Below are 21,541 nucleotides of genomic sequence, written 5' to 3'. Positions count from 1 at the left end.
TTGTTGAGATTGCAAAATTAAATCCTGGAGGGAATGAAATGGCGTACATACCAAGAGCTAATCGAAAATTATTCGCAGCATTAGCAGCAACAGCTATGATCACTCCAGCAGCGGTTTCTGTTTCCTATGCTGCCGAAGCTGTAAAATTTTCCGATGTGGCTGATGATTATTGGGCAGCAACTGAGATTTACAGTTTAGTAGAACGTGGTATTATCAATGGCTATCAAGACGGAACATTTAGACCGGAACAGCCTATTATTAGAGGGCAAGTGGCGATTCTATTAAAAGGAGCTTTAGGTCTTCCTGTTCCAGCTAACCTAAAAACGTTTGAAGACGTCAGTGAACGCTCTGTTTTTGCAGAGGCGGTAGCAGCGACTAAGCAAGCGGGTATTTTTTATGGATCAGAAGGAAAGTTTGGTGTTGGACAAGCTATCACTCATGAACAGATGGCATCTGTATTGGTTAGAGCTTTTGATTTAAAGTTCAATCCGGGTGCAGAGGATCTGACTCTTGAGAATGTAACTCCAGCCCATGAAAAGAATGTAGAAATTTTAGCTCAAAATGGAATCATTTCAGCAGAAGAGCTTAAATCCTATCAACCAAAAGCTCCAGTAAACAGGGCAACCTTTGCTGTTTATCTTTACCGTACTTTACAATTCGTTGAAGAAAATAATACGTTTGAGCTTTCGCTTATGCATACAAATGATACACACGCACATTTAGATAATGCAGCAAAGCGGGTAACGGCGGTAAATGAAGTGAGGGCGAAGAAACCGGATGCGCTGTTACTTGATGCAGGGGACGTTTTTTCAGGAACGTTATATTTTAATGAGTTTAAGGGATTGGCGGATTTAGAGTTTATGAATCTCATGGGCTATGATGCCATGACGTTCGGAAATCATGAATTTGATTTAGGCAGCCAGCCTGAAGGTCATGAAGGGCTTGCTGATTTTATAAAAGCAGCAGATTTCCCATTTGTCAGTGCGAATGTTGATTTTTCGGGAGATGCTTTATTTAATGAAATTTATCAGGGTGGAACGATTTCGGATTCGCCGGAGAATGGTAACATTTATGGCGGAATCATCAAAGAGGTTAATGGTGAAAAAGTAGGGATCTTTGGCCTGACGACTGAAGAGACGGTTAATCTATCAAGCCCTGGTAAGATTGTATTTGAAGACTATGTAGAAGCTGCTCAAGAAACTGTTAATGCATTTGAAGCTCAAGGAGTAAATAAAATCATTGCCCTTACTCATATCGGTTTTGACGACAACCCTGCAGTGGACAACGATCTGCAGCTTGCGGAACTGGTAGAGGGCATTGACGTTATTGTCGGTGGTCATAGTCATACCGAATTGGCAGAGCCAGTTGTGGTAGGTGAGGGCGAAAAAGGCAGCAAAAAAGAACCAACTCTTATTGTACAAGCCTATCAATACGGCGATTATTTAGGAACCCTTGATGTGGAGTTTGACGAGAACGGAGAAATTGTTGGCTATGCCGGGGAACTGATTGATATTGGGGAAAAAGCGGCAGATCCTGCAGCAGCGAAACTGCTAGAAACCTATTCTTCTAAAATTGAAGCTGTGCAAAACTCTGAAACTGGTGCAGTTGCAGCAAAAGAACTGGCTAACCCGCGACTTGGCAATGGGGATCCAATTAGTGTAAGAAATAGCGAAACCGAACTTGGAAACTTGATTGCAGACGGAATGTTAGATAAAGCGAAAGAATTTAATCCAGATACCGTGATTGCTATGCAAAACGGCGGGGGAATCCGGGCTGCGATTAATGAGGGTCCGATTACTTTAGGAGAAATTCTAACCGTTTTACCATATGGCAATACGTTAGCTGTCATGGAGCTCTCTGGTGCGGAGATTATTGAGGCACTCGAGCATAGCGTTCAAAATGCTCCAAACGAAAGCGGCGGATTCTTGCATGTAGCTGGTATGAAGTTCACATATGACAGCAGTAAACCAGCCGGCGAAAGAGTCGTATCAGTTGAAGTCAAAGAAGCGGACGGAACCTTCTCGCCGCTTGATGAAAATAAGACCTATGTCGTAGCAACCAATAATTTTACGGCAAAAGGCGGAGATGGCTTTGATGTCTTTGCGAAAGCATATGAAGAGGGTCGCGTGACTGACCTAGGACTCGCCGACTGGGAAAATCTACGTGATTATGTTGTGAAATTAGGAACCGTTGACCCGGTCGTTGAAGGCAGAATTGTAGATGTGGCTGCAGAGTAAATGGTACCTGGCACGCCGGGAATTTTCTAGTTTTCAAAGGAATGTTAACTTGCTGAGAAATAGCAGATTAAGAGGGGAGACTTTAGAGCGTCTAGAGTCTTCCTTCTTTTTATGTATGTTAAATATAGGAAATCGATGATAGAATAAAGATAAATTCATCACTGGTTGAACAGGTGAAAGGGGCAGCTATGAAAAAAACCATTCAGGATATCAGTCTTATTTTATTAGGATCGCTGCTTTTTGCGGTCGGAATCAGCTATTTCACAATTCCCAATATGCTATCTGAAGGCGGGATTATCGGGATTACCGTGATTGTCCATTATCTTTTCGGGTGGTCACCAGGCATTGTTAACCTTATTTTGAATGCTTCGCTTTTGCTGGTGGGATTAAAATATTTCGAAAAAAGAACCATCATATATACATTAATAACAATTGGGGCCAGTTCCAGCTTCTTATACATAACTGAAGAATTTGGCAGACAGCTAACTGAGGACACTCTGTTGGCTGCTATTTTTGCCGGATTATTGGTAGGTGCAGGTATTGGATTTATTTTACGCGCTGGAGGAACTTCAGGGGGCACGACGATTCTTGCGAGGTTAGTCAATCAACTGTGGGGCTGGAGCATGGGAACCATCATTTTAGTGATGGATATCATTGTAGTGGCGAGCTCCGCTTTTATCATCGGTCTGGACAAAGCTATGTATACGCTGATTGTGGTCTATATCGGCGCAAAGGCAATCGATTTTATTGTAGAGGGACTGGATGAAAGAGTAGCGGTTATGATAGTTTCCGCTGAGCCTGACCGGATTTTACAAACTTTAACTACTAAAATGTCGAGAGGACTAACTGTCTTAGAGGGGCGCGGCGGTTATTCCGGGGTCCAAAAAGATGTCCTTTATATAGTTATAAGCAAGCATGAGTTAGCCCAAGTCAAAAATATTATCAAAGGCATCGACCAATCCGCCTATGTAACCGTACATGGCGTGCATGAAATGGCGGGGTGAATTCCAGGATGCAGCCTGAAATCGGGCGGGTGCCTTCCTAATTCAACAAGTACGTTGATATTCTTAACTATACCAAGTTTACTCTTTCTAAAGGGGGATTAGTCTTGAAAAAAATCAGACTAGGTACAAGTGATTTAGAAGCTGGAGTTATTTCTTTAGGCTGTATGAGGATGAGCCAGCTTTCAAAAGAAGAGGCGGCGGTGCTGATACAGACTGCGCTCGAAGCAGGTATTGATTTATTTGATCATGCTGATATTTATGGACGCGGACGTTCGGAGGAAGTTTTTGCAGAAGCAATTGACATGAATCCCACTGTTCGGGAAAACATGATTATTCAAACAAAATGCGGGATTCGACAGGGGTTTTTTGACTTTTCCAAAGAACATATTCTGGATTCTGTAGACGGAAGTCTGAAACGTCTTAAAACCGATTATATCGATATTTTGCTGCTGCACCGGCCGGATACCTTGATGGAACCTGAGGAAGTGGCAGAAGCTTTTTCAAAGCTAAAGCAAAGCGGGAAAGTCCGCTATTTTGGGGTTAGCAATCAAAACCCAATGCAAATTGAGCTATTAAAGAAATACCTGAAGCAAGACCTGATTATTAATCAGCTTCAATTCAGTTTAATGCATACTCCGTTGATTGATGCTGGTTTTAATGTAAACATGCTTCATGATCCGTCCATTGTTCGAGAAGGTGGAGTACTTGAGTACAGCCGCCTGAACAATATGACTATTCAAGCTTGGTCGCCATTCCAATACGGGATGTTTGAAGGCGTATTTATTGGAAATGAAAAGTTTCCGGAGTTAAACCAAAAACTAAATGAACTGGCGGAGGCTAAGGGTGTAACGGCTTCAGCCATAGCCATTGCCTGGATTCTGCGCCATCCTGCTAACATTCAGCCAATCGTCGGTACAACCAACCCGCAGCGATTATCGGAAATTGCAAAAGCTTCTTATATAGAATTATCAAGACAAGAGTGGTACGAACTCTATCGGGCAGCAGGCAACAAGCTGCCGTAATATACAGGCGGTATCAGGTGCACCCAGATTTCCTTGTTGTACACACGATATGATGAATCAAAGGCAGTAAAAGTATCAATGGAAAAACCTCCTTAGATACTTTTACTGCCTTTTTGTTTTGGAGGTCAAAAATTTAACTCCTAACACAAAAAATATGAACATTAATGGATAAATTTTAAATATTGTTCGTTAATTAGCTTCGAATACCTTGATATTTTCCGGTAAAATCCTCTATGATTAAAGGAAAAGGCGTTTTAGGAGGCTGGTATCATGTACGGAGCACCAAATAAGAAGCATGCAAAAAAGCTGTTACTTTTAGGATCAGGGGAATTGGGGAAGGAACTGATTATTGAAGCACAGAGAGTAGGTGTCGAAACAATTGCGGTAGACCGTTATGAGGGTGCACCAGCGATGCAGGTTGCCCACCGCTCTTATGTAATTGATATGCTGGACGGGGGACAGCTTCGATCCGTTATAGAAGCAGAAAATCCAGACATTATTGTACCAGAGATAGAGGCGATTGCCGCCGCGACTTTAGTGGAACTGGAACAGGAAGGATTCAATGTGATCCCTACTGCGTATGCTGCCCAGCTCACGATGGATCGGGAAGGAATCAGACGGCTAGCGAGTGAAAAACTGGGACTCCCAACGGCTAAATATGAGTTTGCAAATTCTTTGGAGGAATTAAAACAAGCAATACACAAAATTGGACTGCCATGCGTTATTAAGCCTATCATGAGTTCTTCTGGAAAAGGACAAACGATATGCCGCACAGAGGCTGACATCGAAAACTCGTGGAATGAGGCTATAAGCGGCGGGAGAGCAAAGAGTACTAGAGTGATAGTAGAGGAATTTATACAATTTGATTCTGAAATTACGCTTTTAACGGTTCGTTCCGTTTCAGGAACGATTTGTTGTCCTCCAATTGGACATGTGCAACGGGATGGAGATTATATTCAGTCCTGGCAGCCCCATGCTATGTCACCAGAGCAAATAAGGGAAGCAGAAGCGATTGCGAAAAAGATTACGGATGAGCTTGGCGGGTACGGTCTTTTTGGAGTAGAGCTCTTTATTGCTCCGGACAGAATTTATTTTAGCGAAGTATCTCCAAGACCACATGATACAGGAATGGTTACATTAGTAACCCAAGATCAATCCGAATTTGCGTTACATGTCCGTGCGGTATTAGGGTTTCCAATTACGGGTGTAGAATTATTGTCACCGGGTGCAAGCCATGCCATTAAAGCGACGATTGAAAGTGAAGACTACCAAATTTCAGGAATCGAACAGACCCTAAATGTCCCAAATACACAAATCCGCATTTTTGGCAAACCAAAAGCAACCATCGGCCGCCGCATGGCAGTCATTCTCAGCAGAGGAGAAACCGTCGAAACCGCCCTCCAACTCGCACAAAAGGCTGCAGCTAAAATTGAGATAAAGTGAAACAGAGGGACGGTTCTCCTGTTTCATTTTCGACATGTTTCTGGAGGCCCCCGATTTTTCTCGTTTCACAAAAAATGTTTCCAGCCCAGAAACTAGGGAAGCACTGTGGTTAACACGTGCTTCCTTATTTTTTTCATAAAATTAGATATTGTGCTTGTCGAAAATTGTCAATAAGTGATAAAATTTGTTTGGCTTCCATAATATCTCAATATAGAGTTAGATAAAGGCAAACTTTCCGAAAGGGGAGGACGCAAAGCCATGGGTCTAAGGTTCAACTGAACTATGATTGCCAGGTTGCCAAACATAACAGATTTTGATTTGGCTATTCTTTCGTTAGAGTAGCTTTTTTTATGGAGTTATTTATATCAAACAGGGGTGTCATAATGAAAGAGTTTTTTAACTTCAAGAGTATTCGTACCAAGATACTGCTAGGATTTTCGGTGCTCATATTTTTAACCTTGGTTCTGGGAGCATACAGTTATTTTTCAATAAAGCGGATTAATGATGATACTGAAAATATGGTGAATAAGCAACTCCCATTATTGATTGCGGATGAAACCCTGGCCTTTAATATTTCACAAAGAGTCTCGGCCGCACGCGGATATGTCTTGTATGGCTACGAAGGGTATAAAGAAGATTTTATTAAATTAACCGAAGAGAGTAAGCAAATCCAAGAAGAAGTTCTGCAAGCAAGCGATTCAGAAGAAGTTAAAACTTTAATTGATTCAAGTGTTTTATTGCGGGATATGATTATCAACGAAGTATTCGCTGAATATGACAAGGGGAATACAGAGTCGGCTATAGAAATATTGGCCACAAAAGTACAGCCTATGGCTGAGGGATTAATTAGCGGGTTTAGAACTTTGGCAAATAATCGGGAAGCGGCCATGGAAGAACAGGGACAAGAGATTGTTGAAAGTGGTGCTTCGACTATTTTAGTTGGATTAATGGTTTCGCTCGCTGTGATTATTTTAGGAATTGTAACAGCTGCCATTACTTCAAGAACCATTACAAGACCGATACAAAATGTAATGAATCGAATGAGAACCATCGCAGCAGGGGACTTAAGTCAGGAACCTTTGTCAACCACATCTAAGGATGAAATTGGGCAGCTCGTAATGGCCTCCAATCAAATGAATGAGAGTATAAGAGATCTTTTGGAAAAAATTAGCCAGGTTTCTCAAGCGGTCAACGGACAAAGCGAAGAATTAACGCAGTCGGCTAATGAGGTAAAAGAGGGCAGTTTCCAAGTAGCTTCCACGATGCAAGAACTTTCAGCTGGGTCCGAATCACAAGCAAATACGGCAAGTGCGCTTTCAGCAGCTATGGAAACCTTTTCGGCAAAAGTTCAAGAAGTCAATAGCAACGGAGAACATATTTTACATACTTCCCATCAGGTATTGGAAAAGTCCAAGGCTGGCGGTGAATTGATGAGATTATCTGTTGAACAAATGGCGAAGATCGATTCAATCGTGCAAGAGGTTGTTAATAAAGTTAAAGGATTAGAACAGCGGTCAAAAGAAATTTCAAAGCTGGTCTATGTCATTAGAGAGGTTGCAGAGCAAACCAATCTGTTATCCTTAAATGCTGCCATTGAAGCTGCAAGGGCTGGGGAACACGGAAAGGGTTTTGCTGTTGTAGCAGAAGAGGTAAAAAAATTGGCAGAACAAGTTTCACAATCAGTAACTGAAATTACTGTCATTGTAAACAGAGTCCAAAGCGAAACAGGAGCCGTCACGGCGTCTCTTGAGGGCGGATATAAAGAGGTAGAGAAAGGAACCAGTCAAATCGTAACAACTGGTGAAACCTTTGCTGAAATTGAGTCATCCGTTAATCAGATGGTCACTAGTATTCAAGGTATTGCTTCCAATTTATCTGATATTGCAGCAAGCAATATGGAAATGAACCGGTCCATCGAGGAAATTGCAGCCATTACAGAAGAATCTGCTGCAGGGATCGAACAAACCTCAGCCACCGTACAGCAAACAAGCAGCTCCATGGAAGAAGTAGCAGGCAGCGCCGACCACCTTGCCAAACTCGCCGAAGAACTAAACGAACTAATCGGCCGTTTCAAATTGTGAAACAGAGGGACGGTTCTCCCGTTTCATTTTCCGCCACATACTCATACTATTTTTTGTTAAAAAAGACCTAAGACTGTCAGAGAGTCTTAGGCCTTTTCATTGTTTAAGCTAGTACATATTTACCCTTTTACGTAATATCATTGATTTTAAGGTTCTATTATTTATAACATGTTAAAGAGGTTCGTATAAAATTGAGTAAAGGTCAACTTTCCGAAAGGGTAGGACGCAAAGTCATGGGTCTAAGGTCCAATTAAGGCTATGATAGCCGGGCTGCCAAAACAAGGTAAGTTTATTTTAATCTTTTTGGCTATTCTGTCATCGTTATGGAATAATATTTTTGCTCAAAAAGAAAGGATGTCAGTAAACAGGAATGACTAGCATATCTGTTTTAAAAGAGCCATGCCTGAAAAGGTCTTGGCTCATCAATATTTTAGAAAAACATTTAGCCGGATTTTCTATTTCAGCTTATAGTTCGTCTAAAGAAAAGGAACTTTATAAGAATGTAGCGGACTTGATTATTGTTGACCTGGATACAGATGCAAACCATTTTCAACTGGTAGACTTCTATAAGCGGAATCATAAAAAAATTATTGTAGAAACCTCAAATGTTAAACATGCCGACCTTTTGGAATGGTTTAAAAAAGGACTAAACGGCTATTTTTATAAGGATATGGAAGTACAGGAAGCCTTACACGCCATCAAATCGGTTTTACAAGGGAAAACATATATTCATCCCGAATTAGCGTCTGTTTTACTGGCGGACTACGTTAAAATCAGAACGGAACATGTAAGCAGACCAGAGGGGCTTTTGACAAAAAGGGAATGGGGGATTCTTGAGTTAATGGCAAAGGGTTATTGCAATCAAGAGATCGCCGAACTTCTCCATATTTCAGAAAGAACTGTAAAAAATCACGTAAGCTCCATTCTAGGAAAACTAGAGGTCCCAAACAGAACAAAAGCTGTACTTCTCGCCCAACAAATGAGATGGATTTCTATATGATACAAAGGGACGGTTCTCATGTTTCAAAAAGATTGAAACATGAGAACCGTCCCCGTGTTTCACCCCCCAGTTCTTCCGTATTTATCTGTTTTTTGACTCAACAGTAACATCTCCATCTTCTGTAATAACTAAAGTGTTATAGCTTTCAAAGGTTTGCATGTTTGTGATTTCATGTTCTTCAGGCTTAGGGCTGGCAAAGCTTTCCATATATTGATGGTAGACTTCAGGATTTTTAACGAGATGATACAAGTAAATTTTCCTGCCGTCTCTTGTATCGCTCCCTCTAAACAAACAATTATCCCGAAAATGCTCTTTGAGCCAGGATCTTGCTTCTTCATGATTAGTAAACTCCGGCATTTGGTCAAAAAATGAAGCTATTTCGTTTGCATCCATCCACTGCCGACTCCTTTCCAAAACTCCCAAGTATGTCTTTTGATTGATTTAAAGTTACTTTATCCAATCTATGAAAAAATATGAGGCATTTAAAGGAATGACTAGCAGATAGTGAGTTTAAATCTTTTAATTTAGAAGTGATATGAAGGGATTTGCCCCAAATTCTATCTATAATGAAAATTATGAATATTTTGTATAAAAGGATGGAAAGATACACTTTCATGTAGTATATTTGAATCTATTAAGATTTCCTGTCTTACAATAGCGTAAATCCATCAGCCAGTTTGGTTCTTTTCTTTTGTATTGGATGAAACAAGAGAACCGTCCCTCCGTTTCACTAAAATAGGTAGTTTGGCTTATCTAAATTGGGCGGGACGAGGCATATAATGGAATAAATTTCTGAAAATTGGGACTTTGAGAGGAGGTAGGGTTTTGGCGGGGTACATATTTAAGCGAATTCTTGCTGGTGTTGTTACTTTGTTTTTTCTGACTACGATTACTTTTTTTCTCATGCATGCCATTCCGGGCGGGCCGTTTAGTCCTTCTGAGCAGCGGAATGTTCCGATTAGTGTGATTGAAAAGGTTGAAGAGAAGTATGGGCTAAATGAGCCATTAATTGTTCAGTACCAGAATTACTTAAAAAGCTTAGCACAATTAGACCTGGGTATTTCATTTAAGCAGCCGGATGTCACAGTCAATGAATTAATTGAACAAGGATTTCCTATATCCGCAAAAGTAGGAATCATAGCTATTATAGTTGCCCTGATAGTTGGTATTCCACTAGGGATTATTTCCGCCGTGAAGCGGGGAAAATGGGCAGATTGGCTCTCTATGATTATTGCAACCATCGGAATTTCGATCCCCAACTTTGTCATCGCAGTTCTTCTCCTATTTTTGTTCGCAGTTGTTTTAAAAGTCTTGCCAACCTTTGGACTAACAAGCTGGGAGCACTACATCCTACCAGTGGCTGGTCTTTCCTTTTATCCGATTGCCTATATTGCCAGACTAATGCGCTCTAGTATGCTAGAGGTCATGCGCCAGGATTATATTCGGACCGCTAGAGCTAAGGGTGTCCATGAACTGAGTGTTCTCGGCAAACACGCGTTACGAAATGCCATCATTCCCATCATTACGTATCTTGGTCCTCTAGTGGCCATTCTTTTAACAGGAAGCTTTGTCATTGAACGGATCTTCTCGATTCCAGGCATTGGCCGAGATTTCGTAACGGGTATAAGCGACCGTGATTATTCGATTATTTTATCCTTAACTGTCTTTTTTGGAGCATTGATTATCATAGCGAACCTTATCGTTGATATTCTGTATGCTGTGATTGATCGGCGCGTCAAAATCAATGAGTAGGGTGGTGATGATGTGAGCCATATTTTAAAAGTTAGCAAAGAAGAGCCATTCCCAAATGACAATTGGCATGATATACCTGATGAGCTTTTTGAGAGATTAGGAGATTCAAAGAAACGGGATAATGAGGTAATTGCACGTCCCCGCAAAACCTATTGGCAGGATGCGTGGTCAAGGTTTCGTAAGGATCCGCTGGCGATGATCGGCTTGTGTGTGATCATTATCATAACGCTGGCGGCGATTTTTGGACCGATGCTTTCACCGTATACATATCATGGGCAGAATTTAGAAAACGGAAATCAGGGTCCTTCTGCTGAACATTGGTTTGGCACTGATAAGTTTGGGAGGGATATTTTCACCAGAACACTGTATGGAGCGCAAATCAGCTTAACGATTGGGTTTGTTGCAGCAGCAATTAACATGGTGATTGGGGTAATTTACGGGGGGATTTCAGGTTATTTTGGCGGCCGCGTCGATATGATTATGATGCGCATTGTTGATATGCTGATCGCGATCCCTGACCTTTTGTACATCATCCTGATGATGATGTTCCTTGGCAACTCGCTCCAAAGCATCATCATTGCATTATGTATTACTTCTTGGATTGGAACAGCACGAATTGTACGATCACAGGTGATTACTCTCAAACATCAGGAATATGCGTTAGCGGCACGATGTATTGGAGAGTCCAAGTTAAGAATCTTATTTAGACATTTGCTGCCGAATAGTATCGGTCCGATTATCGTAACGGTCACCTTTTTAGTACCTTCTGCTATATTCTCTGAAGCCTTTTTAAGCTTTTTAGGTATCGGGATTCAGGTGCCGATTGCAAGCTGGGGTACACTCGTTAACGATGCAATCCCAACAATATTTACACAGCCTTATCAAATGCTGTTCCCGGCTCTCGCAATTAGTATAACGATGTTTTCATTGAATTTTATTGGGGATGGACTAAGAGATGCGCTTGATCCGCGGCTAAAGAAATAGGGGGTGGCAGACGGTGAAATTACTTGAAGTGGAAAATTTACGGACGAATTTTCATATTGATTCCGGAAAGGTTCAGGCAGTGCGAGGCATATCTTTTCACATTAATAAAGGCGAATCAATCGGCATCGTCGGCGAGTCAGGTTCTGGCAAAAGTGTTTCGATGCTTTCAGTGATGGGGCTGCTTCCTGATAACGCAACAGTTGAAGCAGACCGGATGAGCTTTGAGGGAGTAGAACTGCTGGATATGGATCCGAAGCAAATCAGAAAGCTTCGCGGAAATGAGATTGGCATGATCTTTCAGGATCCAATGACGTCGCTCAATCCGCTTTTTACGATTGGCAATCAAATCATGGAACCGATACGCATTCACTTGCATGTATCAAAAGCAGAAGCCCGGCGAAGAGCCATTGAGCTTTTAAAGATGGTTGAAATTCCTAGTCCTGAGAGCCGTTTAAATCAGTTTCCCCATGAGTTTTCCGGCGGGATGAGGCAAAGGGTCATGATTGCGATTGCTCTTTCCTGTAATCCGAAGCTGCTGATAGCGGATGAGCCAACCACTGCTTTAGACGTAACAATTCAGGCTCAAATTTTAGACCTGATGAAAGACCTGAAAAGAAAGCTAAATACCTCTATTGTGCTGATCACCCATGATTTAGGCGTAGTTGCGAGTATGTGCGAGCGAATTATCGTGATGTACGGCGGTCAGATTGTCGAGGAAGGCACGACCCGGGAGGTTTTTTATAACCCAAAACATCCGTATACCTGGGGGCTGATTCGGTCCTTGCCTAAGGTCACAACAGGTGAGAAGAAAAAATTGATTCCGATTCCGGGAAGTCCTCCAGATTTATTGGACCCGCCTAAAGGATGTCCGTTTGCCGCCAGATGTGAGCATGCGATGAAAATTTGTGAGTTACGCCCGCCGCAGGATACGCAGGTTTCGGATACGCATCGGGTTTCTTGCTGGCTGATGCACCCTAAGGCTCCGAAAATAGCGAAGGAGGTTATGGTGTAATGGCGGCAGCAACTGAGAATTTAGTTGAAGTTAAGCATTTAAAAAAGCATTTCACCTTGAAAAAAGGCTTCTTTTCAAAAAACGCAAGCGTATTAAAGGCGGTAGATGATGTCAGTTTTACGATAAAAAGAGGTGAAACCTTTGGTTTGGTCGGTGAATCAGGCTGCGGCAAATCAACAACGGGCCGGACGCTCCTGAAACTTTATGAACCAACTGCAGGACAAATACTTTTTGACACTCATCCAATCGAAAATTTGGAACATAAGGAAATGCTGCCATTTCGCAAAAAAATGCAGATGATCTTTCAGGATCCTTATGCTTCTTTAGACCCAAGGATGACGGTTGCCGATATTATCGGGGACCCTTTAGATGTTCACCACATCGCAAAGGGGAAGGAACGGATGGACCGGATCAGAGAATTAATCGAATTGGTCGGTTTAAAAAGTGAGCATCTGAACCGGTATCCTCATGAATTTTCAGGCGGTCAGCGCCAGCGGATTGGGATTGCAAGAGCTCTAGCGGTTGAACCTGAATTCATTGTTTGTGACGAGCCGATTTCTGCTTTGGACGTATCGATTCAGGCACAGGTCGTTAATATGCTGGAAGAGCTGCAAGAGAAGTTTGGCTTAACCTATTTATTTATATCCCATGACTTGGCGATGGTCCGATATTTATCTCATAAAATTGGGGTTATGTATTTAGGATCATTGGTGGAGGTTGCCGAAGCGAATGAACTTTACACAAACATGCAGCATCCATATACAAAGGCACTGCTTTCGGCTTCACTTTTACCAGATCCAGATATGGCTGAAAAAAATGAACGAATCCGTCTCAAAGGGGATATCCCGAGCCCAGTCAATCCGCCGAGCGGCTGTGCGTTCCGAACCCGCTGCCCTTACGCGGTGAACGTCTGCAGTGAAGTAAAGCCACAATTAAAGGATATCGGCAACGGTCATCAGGTAGCGTGTCATGTTGTGGGTGACTGACTCTTGTTGCACTAAAGTATGACAGAATATGGACAGATCGCATCAATCAGGTAATAACCAGTCTCATTTCATCTGGTTATCATATAAATTTTAAAAAATAGGGGGAAAACAATGAAGAAAAAAGCTGGTTTATGGCTGCTGTTTTTGTTTAGTGCTTTTGTAATGGCCGCTTGCAGCTCTGATGAGGCTAATAACGATGATTCTGAGAAGGAGAAAAAGATTATTTACGCCCTGCCAGATGAACCTGAGACCTTAGATCCGACGCTTAACGTGTATTCACGTTCATCTGTGGTGATGCAAAACTTATTCAGAGGTCTTTACACGATTGGACCAGAGGGTGTTCCTGTTCCTTCATTAGCAGCGGAAACAATTGTTGATGAATCAGGAACCAAGTATACCTTTAAAATCCACGAAGATGCCAAATGGAGCGACGGAAAGCCCGTTACGGCACATGACTTCGAATATTCCTGGAAACGAGTATTGAATCCAGATGTAGCATCTGGTGCAGCTTTTGACTTGTATTACTTAAAAAATGGCCTTGCTTATAACGAAGGGAAGGTCTCTGCAGATGAGGTTGGCGTCAAAGCAATTGATGATCATACCCTTGAAGTCGAACTTGAAAATCCAACGCCATATTTCTTGAATCTGCTTTGTGCTACTTCTTATTACCCAGTCAGACAGGATGTAGTCGAGGGTGAAGAAGAATGGACGAAATCACCAGAAACCTATTTAGTGACAGGTCCATTCACGCTTGAAGAAATTAAGCCCAAGGAAAAGGATGTCTTGAAGAAAAATCCAAACTATCTGAATGCTGATAACGTGAAGCTGGATACACTTGAAATTGTCTTTATTGAAGCTCCTGAAGCGGAGTTGGCCGCTTATATGAACGGTGAAATCGATGTTTCCGATAACCTTAGTGCTGAAGCAATGGCTCAATACAAAGATTCACCTGAATATACAGTATCCCCGCGAATTGGAACGTATTACTTCGATATCAATGTCACGAAAGAGCCTTTTGATGATCCTCGGGTAAGAAAGGCATTTGGAATCTCGATCAACCGTCAGCAAATTATCGAAAATGTGATGCAATCTACTGAAAAGCCTGCATATGGATTTGTTCCTTATGGGATGCCGCATGGTGTTGAGACTGATAAGGAATATCGGGATGTAGTCGGGAACTTATTTGAAGAAGACGTAGAAGAAGCCAAACAATTACTTGCTGAAGCGGGATATCCTAACGGGGAAGGCCTGCCTGAAATTGAACTCTTGACAATGGCGAGTCAATCAGACAAAGATATCGCTCAGGCCATCCAAAGCATGTGGAAAGAAAATCTGGGCGTGGATGTCAGCATCCGTACCATGGAGTCTAAGGTCTATTGGGACGAACTTTCAAATGGAAACTTTATGATTGCCCGGGATGGCTGGACAGGTGACTACCTCGACCCAATGACAAACTTAACCTTATTTGAATCGGTTAACACAGCGGATGATACACGCTGGGTAAATGAAGAGTATGATGCCTTATTACAAGAGAACAGGGAGATTCTTGATCAGGAAAAGCGGATGGATAACTATGCGAAAGCCGAAAAAATCCTAATGGACGAAATGTCTGTCATCCCACTCTACTTCTATGAAGACTCCTTCCTTGTCAAACCGCATGTCAAAGGAGTCGTCAAGAACTATATTGGCCACACATACTTTGAGTATGCAGATGTAGAGTAGGTAATTTTCACTCGTAGTTCTGGGGATGGCTGTCTCGCCCTGGATTTTTAGAATTCAAAATTGGAAGTACGGGTCAGAATGTTGTTCTATCAGTCAAAATTGGTTTCTATGGGTCAAAATCCCGTTCTATCGGTCAAAATTCCGTTCTATGAGTCAAATCGGGTTGTCTATCGGTCAAAAATGAGGTTCTATCGGTCAAACCCAGGGTTCTATCGGTCAAAATTGAGCTTTTATCGGTCAAAATCAGTTTCTATGGGTCAAAATTCCGTTCTATCAGTCAAAATTAGTTTCTATGGGTCAAAATCCCGTTCTATCGGTCAAAATTGGTTTCTATGGGTCAAAATCCCGTTCTATCAGTCAAAATTGGTTTCTATGGGTCAAAATCCCGTTCTATCAGTCAAAATTGGTTTCTATGGGTCAAAATCCCGTTCTATGAGTCAAATCGGGTTGTCTACCGGTTAAAATTGAGCTTCTATCGGTCGAAATTAGTTTCTATCGCTCAAAATTCCGTTCTATGAGTCAAATCGGGTTGTCTATCGGTCAAAATTGAGCTTCTATCGGTCAAATCCAGAATTCTATCGGTCAAAATCAGTTTCTATGGGTCAAAATCCCGTTCTATCAGTCAAAATCAGTTTCTATGGGTCAAAATCCCGTTCTATCGGTCAAAATTCCGTTCTATGAGTCAAATCGGGTTGTCTATCGGTCAAATCCAGAGTTCTATCGGTCAAAATCAGTTTCTATCGGTCAAATCCAGAGTTCTATCGGTCAAAATCAGTTTCAACGGGTCAAAATCCCGTTCTATGAGTCAAATCGGGTTGTCTATCGGTCAAAATTGAGATTCTATCGGTCAAAATCAGCTTCTACCGGTCAAACCCAGAGTCTATCAGCCAAAATCAGTTTCTAAGGGTCAAATATTTGGTCTTTCACGTAGTACTAATAAAAGAACGAAAGAAAGAGGGGCTAGAGGAGGATTCCTTCTGGTCCCTCTTTTCTCTTTTTATAAAGTAGAATTATTGGTAGTTTCTACTAATATATTTAATTTAAAATAGTGGAAAGTCATTTTTTAAGAGGAGTGGTAGAAGGTGAATGGACTGAAAAAACCAAAAGCCATTAAAAAAGGGGATCGAATCGGGTTAATCGCTCCTTCCAGCCCAGTCAGTCATCCGGATCGGGTAGAGGCCTCCGTTCAAAAGCTAGAGGAATTTGGATTTGAGGTTGCAGTTGGCGAAAGCTGCTATGGACAGTATGGTTATCTGGCAGGCGAGGATTCCCTAAGAGCAGAGGATATTAATCGCATGTTCGCCGATCCAGAGATTGACGCGATTGTTTGTATACGGGGAGGCTATGGCACTCCTAGAATCATCGATCAGCTAGATTATGAGATGATTGAAAAAAATCCCAAACTATTTGTCGGCTATAGTGATATTACAACCTTACATATCGCTTTAAACCAGCGATGTAAAATGGTCACCCTGCACAGCCCAATGCCAGCGTCTGACATGCTGCGCGATTTTGATGAATATTCAGCTGCAGGTTTCCTCCAGGCGATTTCTTCATCGGAGCCATTAGGAGAAATGAAAAATCCGGAAGGGGAAGAAGTCCAATGCCTGGTCAAGGGTGTAGCAACTGGACCAATAGTGGGAGGGAATCTATCATTAATAGCCGCCACGATCGGGACTGCCTATGAAATCGATACGAAAGGAAAGCTATTATTTTTAGAGGATACCGATGAAGAGCCTTATAGCATTGACCGAATGCTCTCTCAATTGAGATTAGCCGGCAAACTGGATGATTGCAACGGGATTATCCTAGGAGACTGGAACAATTGTGTTCCAAAAGATGCTAAACCAAGCTTAACCCTTCATGAAGTATTTCAAGACTTGCTTGTTCCGACCGGTAAACCTATTATCTGCAACTTCAAAGCCGGCCACTGCAAACCAACGATGACTCTCCCCCTAGGTGTAGAAGCTATTTTAGATGCGGACCATTGCAAATTAACGATTACAGAGAGTGCAGCAGTATAGTGCAGGTAGTGCCTCCACATCCGATGCTACTGTTCACTCACCTGGTAAATCTGGTTCGCAAAGAATGTTTCATTTGGCGGAAGGTATTTTTGATCAAACGATTGATTAATGGTTTCTATGCCTTGTTTCAGTAGGTTTATAGAATTAACATAATATTTTTACAATTTGTTAGCCTAATCTTAACACCTTTCATGTTATAACTTTAATAATAACTAGTATAAATAGGTTATAAGAGCTTGGTTGAGTTGCAGAAAAATAAGTGGGGGCTGTCAAAATGATTAGAAAAGCAATTATACCTGCTGCAGGACTAGGAACAAGATTTTTGCCAGCAACGAAAGCAATGCCGAAAGAGATGCTGCCAATTGTAGATAAACCAACGATTCAGTACATTGTTGAAGAGGCGGTAGCCTCAGGGATTAGGGATTTAATCATAGTGACAGGGAAAGGCAAAAGAGCGATAGAAGACCATTTTGACCGCTCTTATGAACTTGAGCAGCGCCTGCTTGAGCGTTCTAAAATTGAAATCTATAAGGAAATTAAAAGTATATCAGACATGATTGACGTTCACTATATCCGGCAGAAAGAGCCAAAGGGTCTGGGGCATGCAATTTGGAGTGCCAGACATTTTATTGGCAATGAGCCATTTGCGGTTCTGCTTGGAGATATTATGATCCATTCAAAAGTACCATGCCTGGCACAGCTTATTCATATATACAGCAAATATCGGCAAAGTGTAATCGGATTAACTCATGTACCAGATACAGAGGTTAATAAATATGGAATCGTAAACCCCTATCAGTTTGAAGACGGACTAAGTCTGATTCAGGATGTGATTGAAAAACCCCTTCAGAAGGAAGCCCCTTCTAACTTAGCCATTTTAGGAAGATATATTTTATCGCCTAAAATTTTTGATCTGCTCGAAAAACAGGAGGCAGGCAAAGATGGAGAGGTCCAGCTGACTGATGCCATTCGTGCACTGATTGGATTAGAGCCGGTATATGGGTTGGAGATACAGGATAAAGTCCTCGATACAGGGAACAAATTAGGATTTATTAAAGCAACCATAGAGATTGCTATTCAACGGGATGACCTTAGACCAGATTTAATCGAATACCTGCAACAGGTCCTTAAGGAAGTCACGATTAATCAATAGCAGGCGAGCGGAAATAAAATGTTTTAAAAGGGTGGGCATATGAAAATTACAGTTGTTGGAACAGGGTATGTGGGCTTAGTAACAGCCGTTTGTTTAGCGGAAACGGGACATCATATAACATGCTTGGATATCGACAAAAAGAAAATTGAACTGCTGCGAAACGGTAAGTCGCCGATATACGAACCTGGTGTGGAAGAGCTAATGGTAAAAAATGCGGACCGATTAGTTTATACGACTGATCCTTTCGAGGCTTACCTGAACGCTGAGGTGATTATGATTGCCGTAGGGACACCAGAGAAAAAGGATGGATCCGCTAATTTGCGCAACGTCTACGAGGCAGGGGAGCAGATTGCAAGGATTGTCCGGCATGACTGTATTGTCGTTGTGAAATCGACAGTTCCCGTTGGAATAAATGATAAACTTGAAAAACTGATCAATGAAAATGCGAGAGACTATGTAAAAATTGAGGTTGTTTCCAATCCTGAATTTTTATCTCAAGGAACCGCAGTTAAAGATACTCTTCATGCCAACAGAATTGTAGTGGGAGTCGAATCTCAAGCAGCGGCTGAAGTGATGAATCGGGTGTACGAAGGATTTAACGTCCCGATAGTGGTAACGGATAGACGAAGCGCTGAAATGATCAAATACGCAGCTAACGATTTTCTCGCCCTTAAAATTTCCTATATCAACGAAATCGCTAACCTTTGTGAAATTGTGGGTGCCAATATTGAAGACGTCACAAAGGGAATGGGGCTTGACCCGCGGATTGGAGACCGTTTCTTAAATGCGGGGATCGGCTACGGAGGCTCCTGTTTTCCTAAAGATACAAAAGCCTTGCACTGGCTTGCTAACTTCAATGATTACGAGATTAAAACCATCAAAGCAACAATCGAAGTAAACGAAAATCAGAAATTAAAACTTATTAAGAAGGCCCGGAAATACTATGATAGCTTTGCCGGCTTAGAAGTAGCCGTTTTGGGACTCACTTTTAAACCGGGAACTGACGATTTGCGGGAAGCCCCCTCTCTCGAAAATATTCCGATCTTACTGGAAGATGGAGCGAATGTCAGAGTATGGGACCCCGTTGGAATGGAGAACTATAAAAAATTGTATCCGGAAGAATTGAGGTATTGTGACCGGATGGAGGAAGCAATTATCGGAGCAGATATCTGTTTGATTTTCACAGAATGGGATGAAATAAAGCATTTTGATATAAATAAATATCGTGAATTAATGAACACCCCAATCGTGATTGACGGGCGGAATTGTTACCGGTTAGAAGATGCAGGGCACGCCGGAATTACATATGAATCAATTGGAAGACCGGTGGTAGAGGTGAAAACAAGGGCGCTTGTTTGAGGCAGGTGCAAGGTACCTGTTTGGCCCTAAATTTTCTTGTTTCACTGGGATGCTTCACAAAGAAGATATGGGAGGGTCGAAGGAGACTCTCCTTTTTAATTAGCATGAAATTTTGTTAAAAAAATAAACTTTAAAGTGGACGTTTAAGTAATATGGTTTTATAGTTATGATGGAGAAAAGGCTACGAAAAAAAGGCGTGTCATAAATGGATTCAGGAACAATTCTGATAATAACCGTATCAACGATTACCATTATTAATATTATCCTTGCGGGCGTTCTTATTTTTATAGAACGCAGGGATATAGGGACAACCTGGGCTTGGCTTATGATTTTATTTTTCTTGCCGATTGCAGGGTTCTTTGCCTATCTTTTATTCGGGAGACAATTAAAGCAGAAGAATTTCTATAATCTATCTGCCGAAGAACGTGAATCCTTTAAATTGGCGATTGATGAGCAGGTAGAGGAAATTAAATCGAGTGAAAAATTTCGCAATAACCACCTTTTGGAGAAACATAGACAATTATTGCTCATGAATTTAAAGTCTTCTACTTCGATTTTGACAACAGATAATGATATTGAAATCTTTAGTGATGGCGAGCATAAGTTTAATGCCTTATTTGAGGATATTAAAAATGCTAAAAAGGAAATCAATATTCAGTATTACATAATTCAACGGGATGCTTTAGGAAAAAAACTGCGTGATGCGCTGACGCAGAAAGCTAAAGAAGGCATAAAAGTCAGGGTTCTTTATGATGAAATCGGTTCAAGAAGGATGACTCGAGGATTTTTCAAAGAGTTAATTAAATACAATGGCGAAGTAGAAGTTTTCTTCCCGTCCTTTGTAAAATTCATAAATCCGCGGATGAATAACCGAAACCACCGGAAACTTTGTATCATTGACGGAAAGATAGGCTATATCGGCGGCTTTAATGTTGGTGACGAATACCTCGGGAAAAATAGGAGGTTTGGCTACTGGCGCGACACACATTTAAGGGTGACAGGGGAAGCCGTCGATCACTTGCAGGCCCGTTTTATTTTAGACTGGAAACAAGCGACCCGGCAAAAAGAAACCCATTATGAGGAATTCTTTTATACGACTGTACGAAATAGCGGAAGTTCTCCGATTCAAATTGTTGACAGCGGTCCTAATACAGATACTGAGCACATTAAAAATATGTATATCAAGCTTATTTTGACTGCGAAAAAGCAGGTTTTAATACAAAGTCCATACTTTATCCCAGATGCGAGTTTTATGGATGCCTGTAAAATTGCCTTACTTGCAGGGGTAGATGTTCGGATTATGATTCCAAATAAACCGGACCATCCTTTTGTCTACTGGGCAACCCTGTCTTACTGCGGTGAATTATTGTCCTATGGAGCAAAGGTATTAATTTATGAAAATGGCTTTATGCATGCGAAAACGATTGTGGTCGATGGAGAGGTCGCTTCGGTGGGAACAGCTAATATTGATACACGCAGCTTTAAGCTCAACTTTGAAGTCAATGCCATCATATACGATGATCAGGTAGCACAGCGACTTGAAGCGCTTTTTATGGAAGATAGTCAAAAAAGTACAGAATTGACTTTAGAAAGCTATAGACAGAGGTCCAATGGCATTAAGTTTAAAGAAGCGATATCGCGTCTGCTGTCGCCAATTTTATAGAAAACATGGGGACGGTTCTTGCGTTCCATTCGTTTCGCGAAACGAATGAAACGCAAGAACCGTCCCTTTGCTTCGAAATTATGCTAAGATGAAGAAAAA

At 41.6% G+C, this 21,541-nt stretch carries 16 protein-coding genes, 1 pseudogene and 2 riboswitches; of the genes and pseudogenes, 16 read left to right on the top strand and 1 reads right to left on the bottom strand.

Annotation, left to right across the window (positions count from 1 at the left end):
- Positions 1 to 38 precede the first annotated feature (38 nt).
- The 7 genes and pseudogenes from MLE14_RS05665 (at position 39) to MLE14_RS22415 (ending at position 8,787) form a co-directional block, all read left to right on the top strand.
- Positions 39 to 2,237 (top strand): 5'-nucleotidase C-terminal domain-containing protein, encoded by a 2,199-nt coding sequence (locus MLE14_RS05665; RefSeq protein WP_243297374.1) that lies wholly within the window; start codon positions 39 to 41, stop codon positions 2,235 to 2,237.
- A 188-nt stretch (positions 2,238 to 2,425) separates the two neighbouring features.
- Positions 2,426 to 3,241 carry a YitT family protein gene (locus MLE14_RS05660; protein ID WP_243297373.1) on the top strand — a complete coding sequence of 272 codons (816 nt, stop codon included), beginning with the start codon at positions 2,426 to 2,428 and terminating at the stop codon, positions 3,239 to 3,241.
- Positions 3,242 to 3,345: 104 nt separating this feature from the next.
- Positions 3,346 to 4,263 carry an aldo/keto reductase gene (locus MLE14_RS05655; protein WP_243297372.1) on the top strand — a complete coding sequence of 306 codons (918 nt, stop codon included), beginning with the start codon at positions 3,346 to 3,348 and terminating at the stop codon, positions 4,261 to 4,263.
- A 270-nt stretch (positions 4,264 to 4,533) separates the two neighbouring features.
- Positions 4,534 to 5,706 (top strand): formate-dependent phosphoribosylglycinamide formyltransferase, encoded by a 1,173-nt coding sequence (gene purT, locus MLE14_RS05650; RefSeq protein ID WP_243297371.1) that lies wholly within the window; start codon positions 4,534 to 4,536, stop codon positions 5,704 to 5,706.
- A gap of 215 nt (positions 5,707 to 5,921) precedes the next feature.
- Positions 5,922 to 6,008: riboswitch (cyclic di-GMP riboswitch) on the top strand.
- 48 nt (positions 6,009 to 6,056) lie between these two features.
- Positions 6,057 to 6,830: pseudogene (locus MLE14_RS22700) on the top strand (HAMP domain-containing protein); the annotation flags it as partial.
- Complete coding sequence (locus tag MLE14_RS22695; protein ID WP_390628295.1) at positions 6,825 to 7,787, top strand: methyl-accepting chemotaxis protein; 963 nt, start codon at positions 6,825 to 6,827, stop codon at positions 7,785 to 7,787. The pseudogene MLE14_RS22700 and the gene MLE14_RS22695, both read left to right, overlap by 6 nt.
- Before the next feature lie 190 nt (positions 7,788 to 7,977).
- A riboswitch (cyclic di-GMP riboswitch) is annotated at positions 7,978 to 8,065 on the top strand.
- A 92-nt stretch (positions 8,066 to 8,157) separates the two neighbouring features.
- Entirely contained in the window at positions 8,158 to 8,787 is a 630-nt protein-coding gene (locus tag MLE14_RS22415) for a response regulator transcription factor (RefSeq protein WP_279326215.1), read from the top strand.
- Between the two features lie 81 nt (positions 8,788 to 8,868).
- On the opposite strand, the gene MLE14_RS05635 is transcribed toward MLE14_RS22415, so the two are convergent.
- A complete protein-coding gene (locus tag MLE14_RS05635; protein ID WP_243297369.1) occupies positions 8,869 to 9,180 on the bottom strand; it encodes a hypothetical protein in 312 nt (103 codons plus the stop codon).
- A gap of 432 nt (positions 9,181 to 9,612) precedes the next feature.
- Here MLE14_RS05635 and MLE14_RS05630 point away from each other — a divergent pair, with 432 nt between their 5' ends.
- The 9 genes from MLE14_RS05630 (at position 9,613) to cls (ending at position 21,442) form a co-directional block, all read left to right on the top strand.
- The gene (locus tag MLE14_RS05630; protein WP_243297368.1) at positions 9,613 to 10,539 is read left to right on the top strand and encodes an ABC transporter permease; all 927 of its coding nucleotides are present in this window, start codon (positions 9,613 to 9,615) and stop codon (positions 10,537 to 10,539) included.
- 12 nt (positions 10,540 to 10,551) lie between these two features.
- Entirely contained in the window at positions 10,552 to 11,523 is a 972-nt protein-coding gene (locus tag MLE14_RS05625) for an ABC transporter permease (protein ID WP_313897599.1), read from the top strand.
- A gap of 13 nt (positions 11,524 to 11,536) precedes the next feature.
- On the top strand, positions 11,537 to 12,535 hold the full coding sequence (locus MLE14_RS05620) for an ABC transporter ATP-binding protein (protein ID WP_243297367.1): 999 nt from the start codon (positions 11,537 to 11,539) through the stop codon (positions 12,533 to 12,535).
- On the top strand, positions 12,535 to 13,521 hold the full coding sequence (locus MLE14_RS05615; protein WP_243297366.1) for an ABC transporter ATP-binding protein: 987 nt from the start codon (positions 12,535 to 12,537) through the stop codon (positions 13,519 to 13,521). The genes MLE14_RS05620 and MLE14_RS05615 overlap by 1 nt, the downstream gene beginning before the upstream one ends.
- Before the next feature lie 111 nt (positions 13,522 to 13,632).
- Positions 13,633 to 15,243: a peptide ABC transporter substrate-binding protein gene (locus MLE14_RS05610; RefSeq protein WP_243297365.1), complete on the top strand. Its 1,611-nt coding sequence runs from the start codon at positions 13,633 to 13,635 to the stop codon at positions 15,241 to 15,243.
- Positions 15,244 to 16,325: 1,082 nt separating this feature from the next.
- Entirely contained in the window at positions 16,326 to 17,267 is a 942-nt protein-coding gene (locus MLE14_RS05605) for a S66 peptidase family protein (protein ID WP_313897733.1), read from the top strand.
- A 274-nt stretch (positions 17,268 to 17,541) separates the two neighbouring features.
- Entirely contained in the window at positions 17,542 to 18,420 is an 879-nt protein-coding gene (gene galU / locus MLE14_RS05600) for a UTP--glucose-1-phosphate uridylyltransferase GalU (RefSeq protein WP_243297364.1), read from the top strand.
- Between the two features lie 39 nt (positions 18,421 to 18,459).
- The gene (locus tag MLE14_RS05595) at positions 18,460 to 19,779 is read left to right on the top strand and encodes a UDP-glucose dehydrogenase family protein (protein ID WP_243297363.1); all 1,320 of its coding nucleotides are present in this window, start codon (positions 18,460 to 18,462) and stop codon (positions 19,777 to 19,779) included.
- 205 nt (positions 19,780 to 19,984) lie between these two features.
- Complete coding sequence (gene cls, locus MLE14_RS05590) at positions 19,985 to 21,442, top strand: cardiolipin synthase (protein ID WP_243297362.1); 1,458 nt, start codon at positions 19,985 to 19,987, stop codon at positions 21,440 to 21,442.
- Positions 21,443 to 21,541 lie beyond the last annotated feature (99 nt).

It is taken from the genome of Bacillus litorisediminis (genome assembly GCF_022808645.1).
Lineage (GTDB): Bacteria > Bacillota > Bacilli > Bacillales > JC228 > Bacillus_BF > Bacillus_BF litorisediminis.
Note: the sequence above shows the minus strand (reverse complement) of the source record. Positions and strands in the feature narration are given on the sequence as shown.

Coding starts and splice junctions, on each gene's coding strand:
- MLE14_RS05595 (WP_243297363.1), top strand. CDS start 18,460: ATGAAAATTACAGTTGTTGGAACAGGGTATGTGGGCTTAGTAACAGCC.
- MLE14_RS05610 (WP_243297365.1), top strand. CDS start 13,633: ATGAAGAAAAAAGCTGGTTTATGGCTGCTGTTTTTGTTTAGTGCTTTT.
- MLE14_RS05635 (WP_243297369.1), bottom strand. CDS start 9,180: ATGGATGCAAACGAAATAGCTTCATTTTTTGACCAAATGCCGGAGTTT.
- MLE14_RS22695 (WP_390628295.1), top strand. CDS start 6,825: ATGGCCTCCAATCAAATGAATGAGAGTATAAGAGATCTTTTGGAAAAA.
- MLE14_RS05615 (WP_243297366.1), top strand. CDS start 12,535: ATGGCGGCAGCAACTGAGAATTTAGTTGAAGTTAAGCATTTAAAAAAG.
- MLE14_RS22415 (WP_279326215.1), top strand. CDS start 8,158: ATGACTAGCATATCTGTTTTAAAAGAGCCATGCCTGAAAAGGTCTTGG.
- cls (WP_243297362.1), top strand. CDS start 19,985: ATGGATTCAGGAACAATTCTGATAATAACCGTATCAACGATTACCATT.
- galU (WP_243297364.1), top strand. CDS start 17,542: ATGATTAGAAAAGCAATTATACCTGCTGCAGGACTAGGAACAAGATTT.
- MLE14_RS05660 (WP_243297373.1), top strand. CDS start 2,426: ATGAAAAAAACCATTCAGGATATCAGTCTTATTTTATTAGGATCGCTG.
- purT (WP_243297371.1), top strand. CDS start 4,534: ATGTACGGAGCACCAAATAAGAAGCATGCAAAAAAGCTGTTACTTTTA.
- MLE14_RS05665 (WP_243297374.1), top strand. CDS start 39: ATGGCGTACATACCAAGAGCTAATCGAAAATTATTCGCAGCATTAGCA.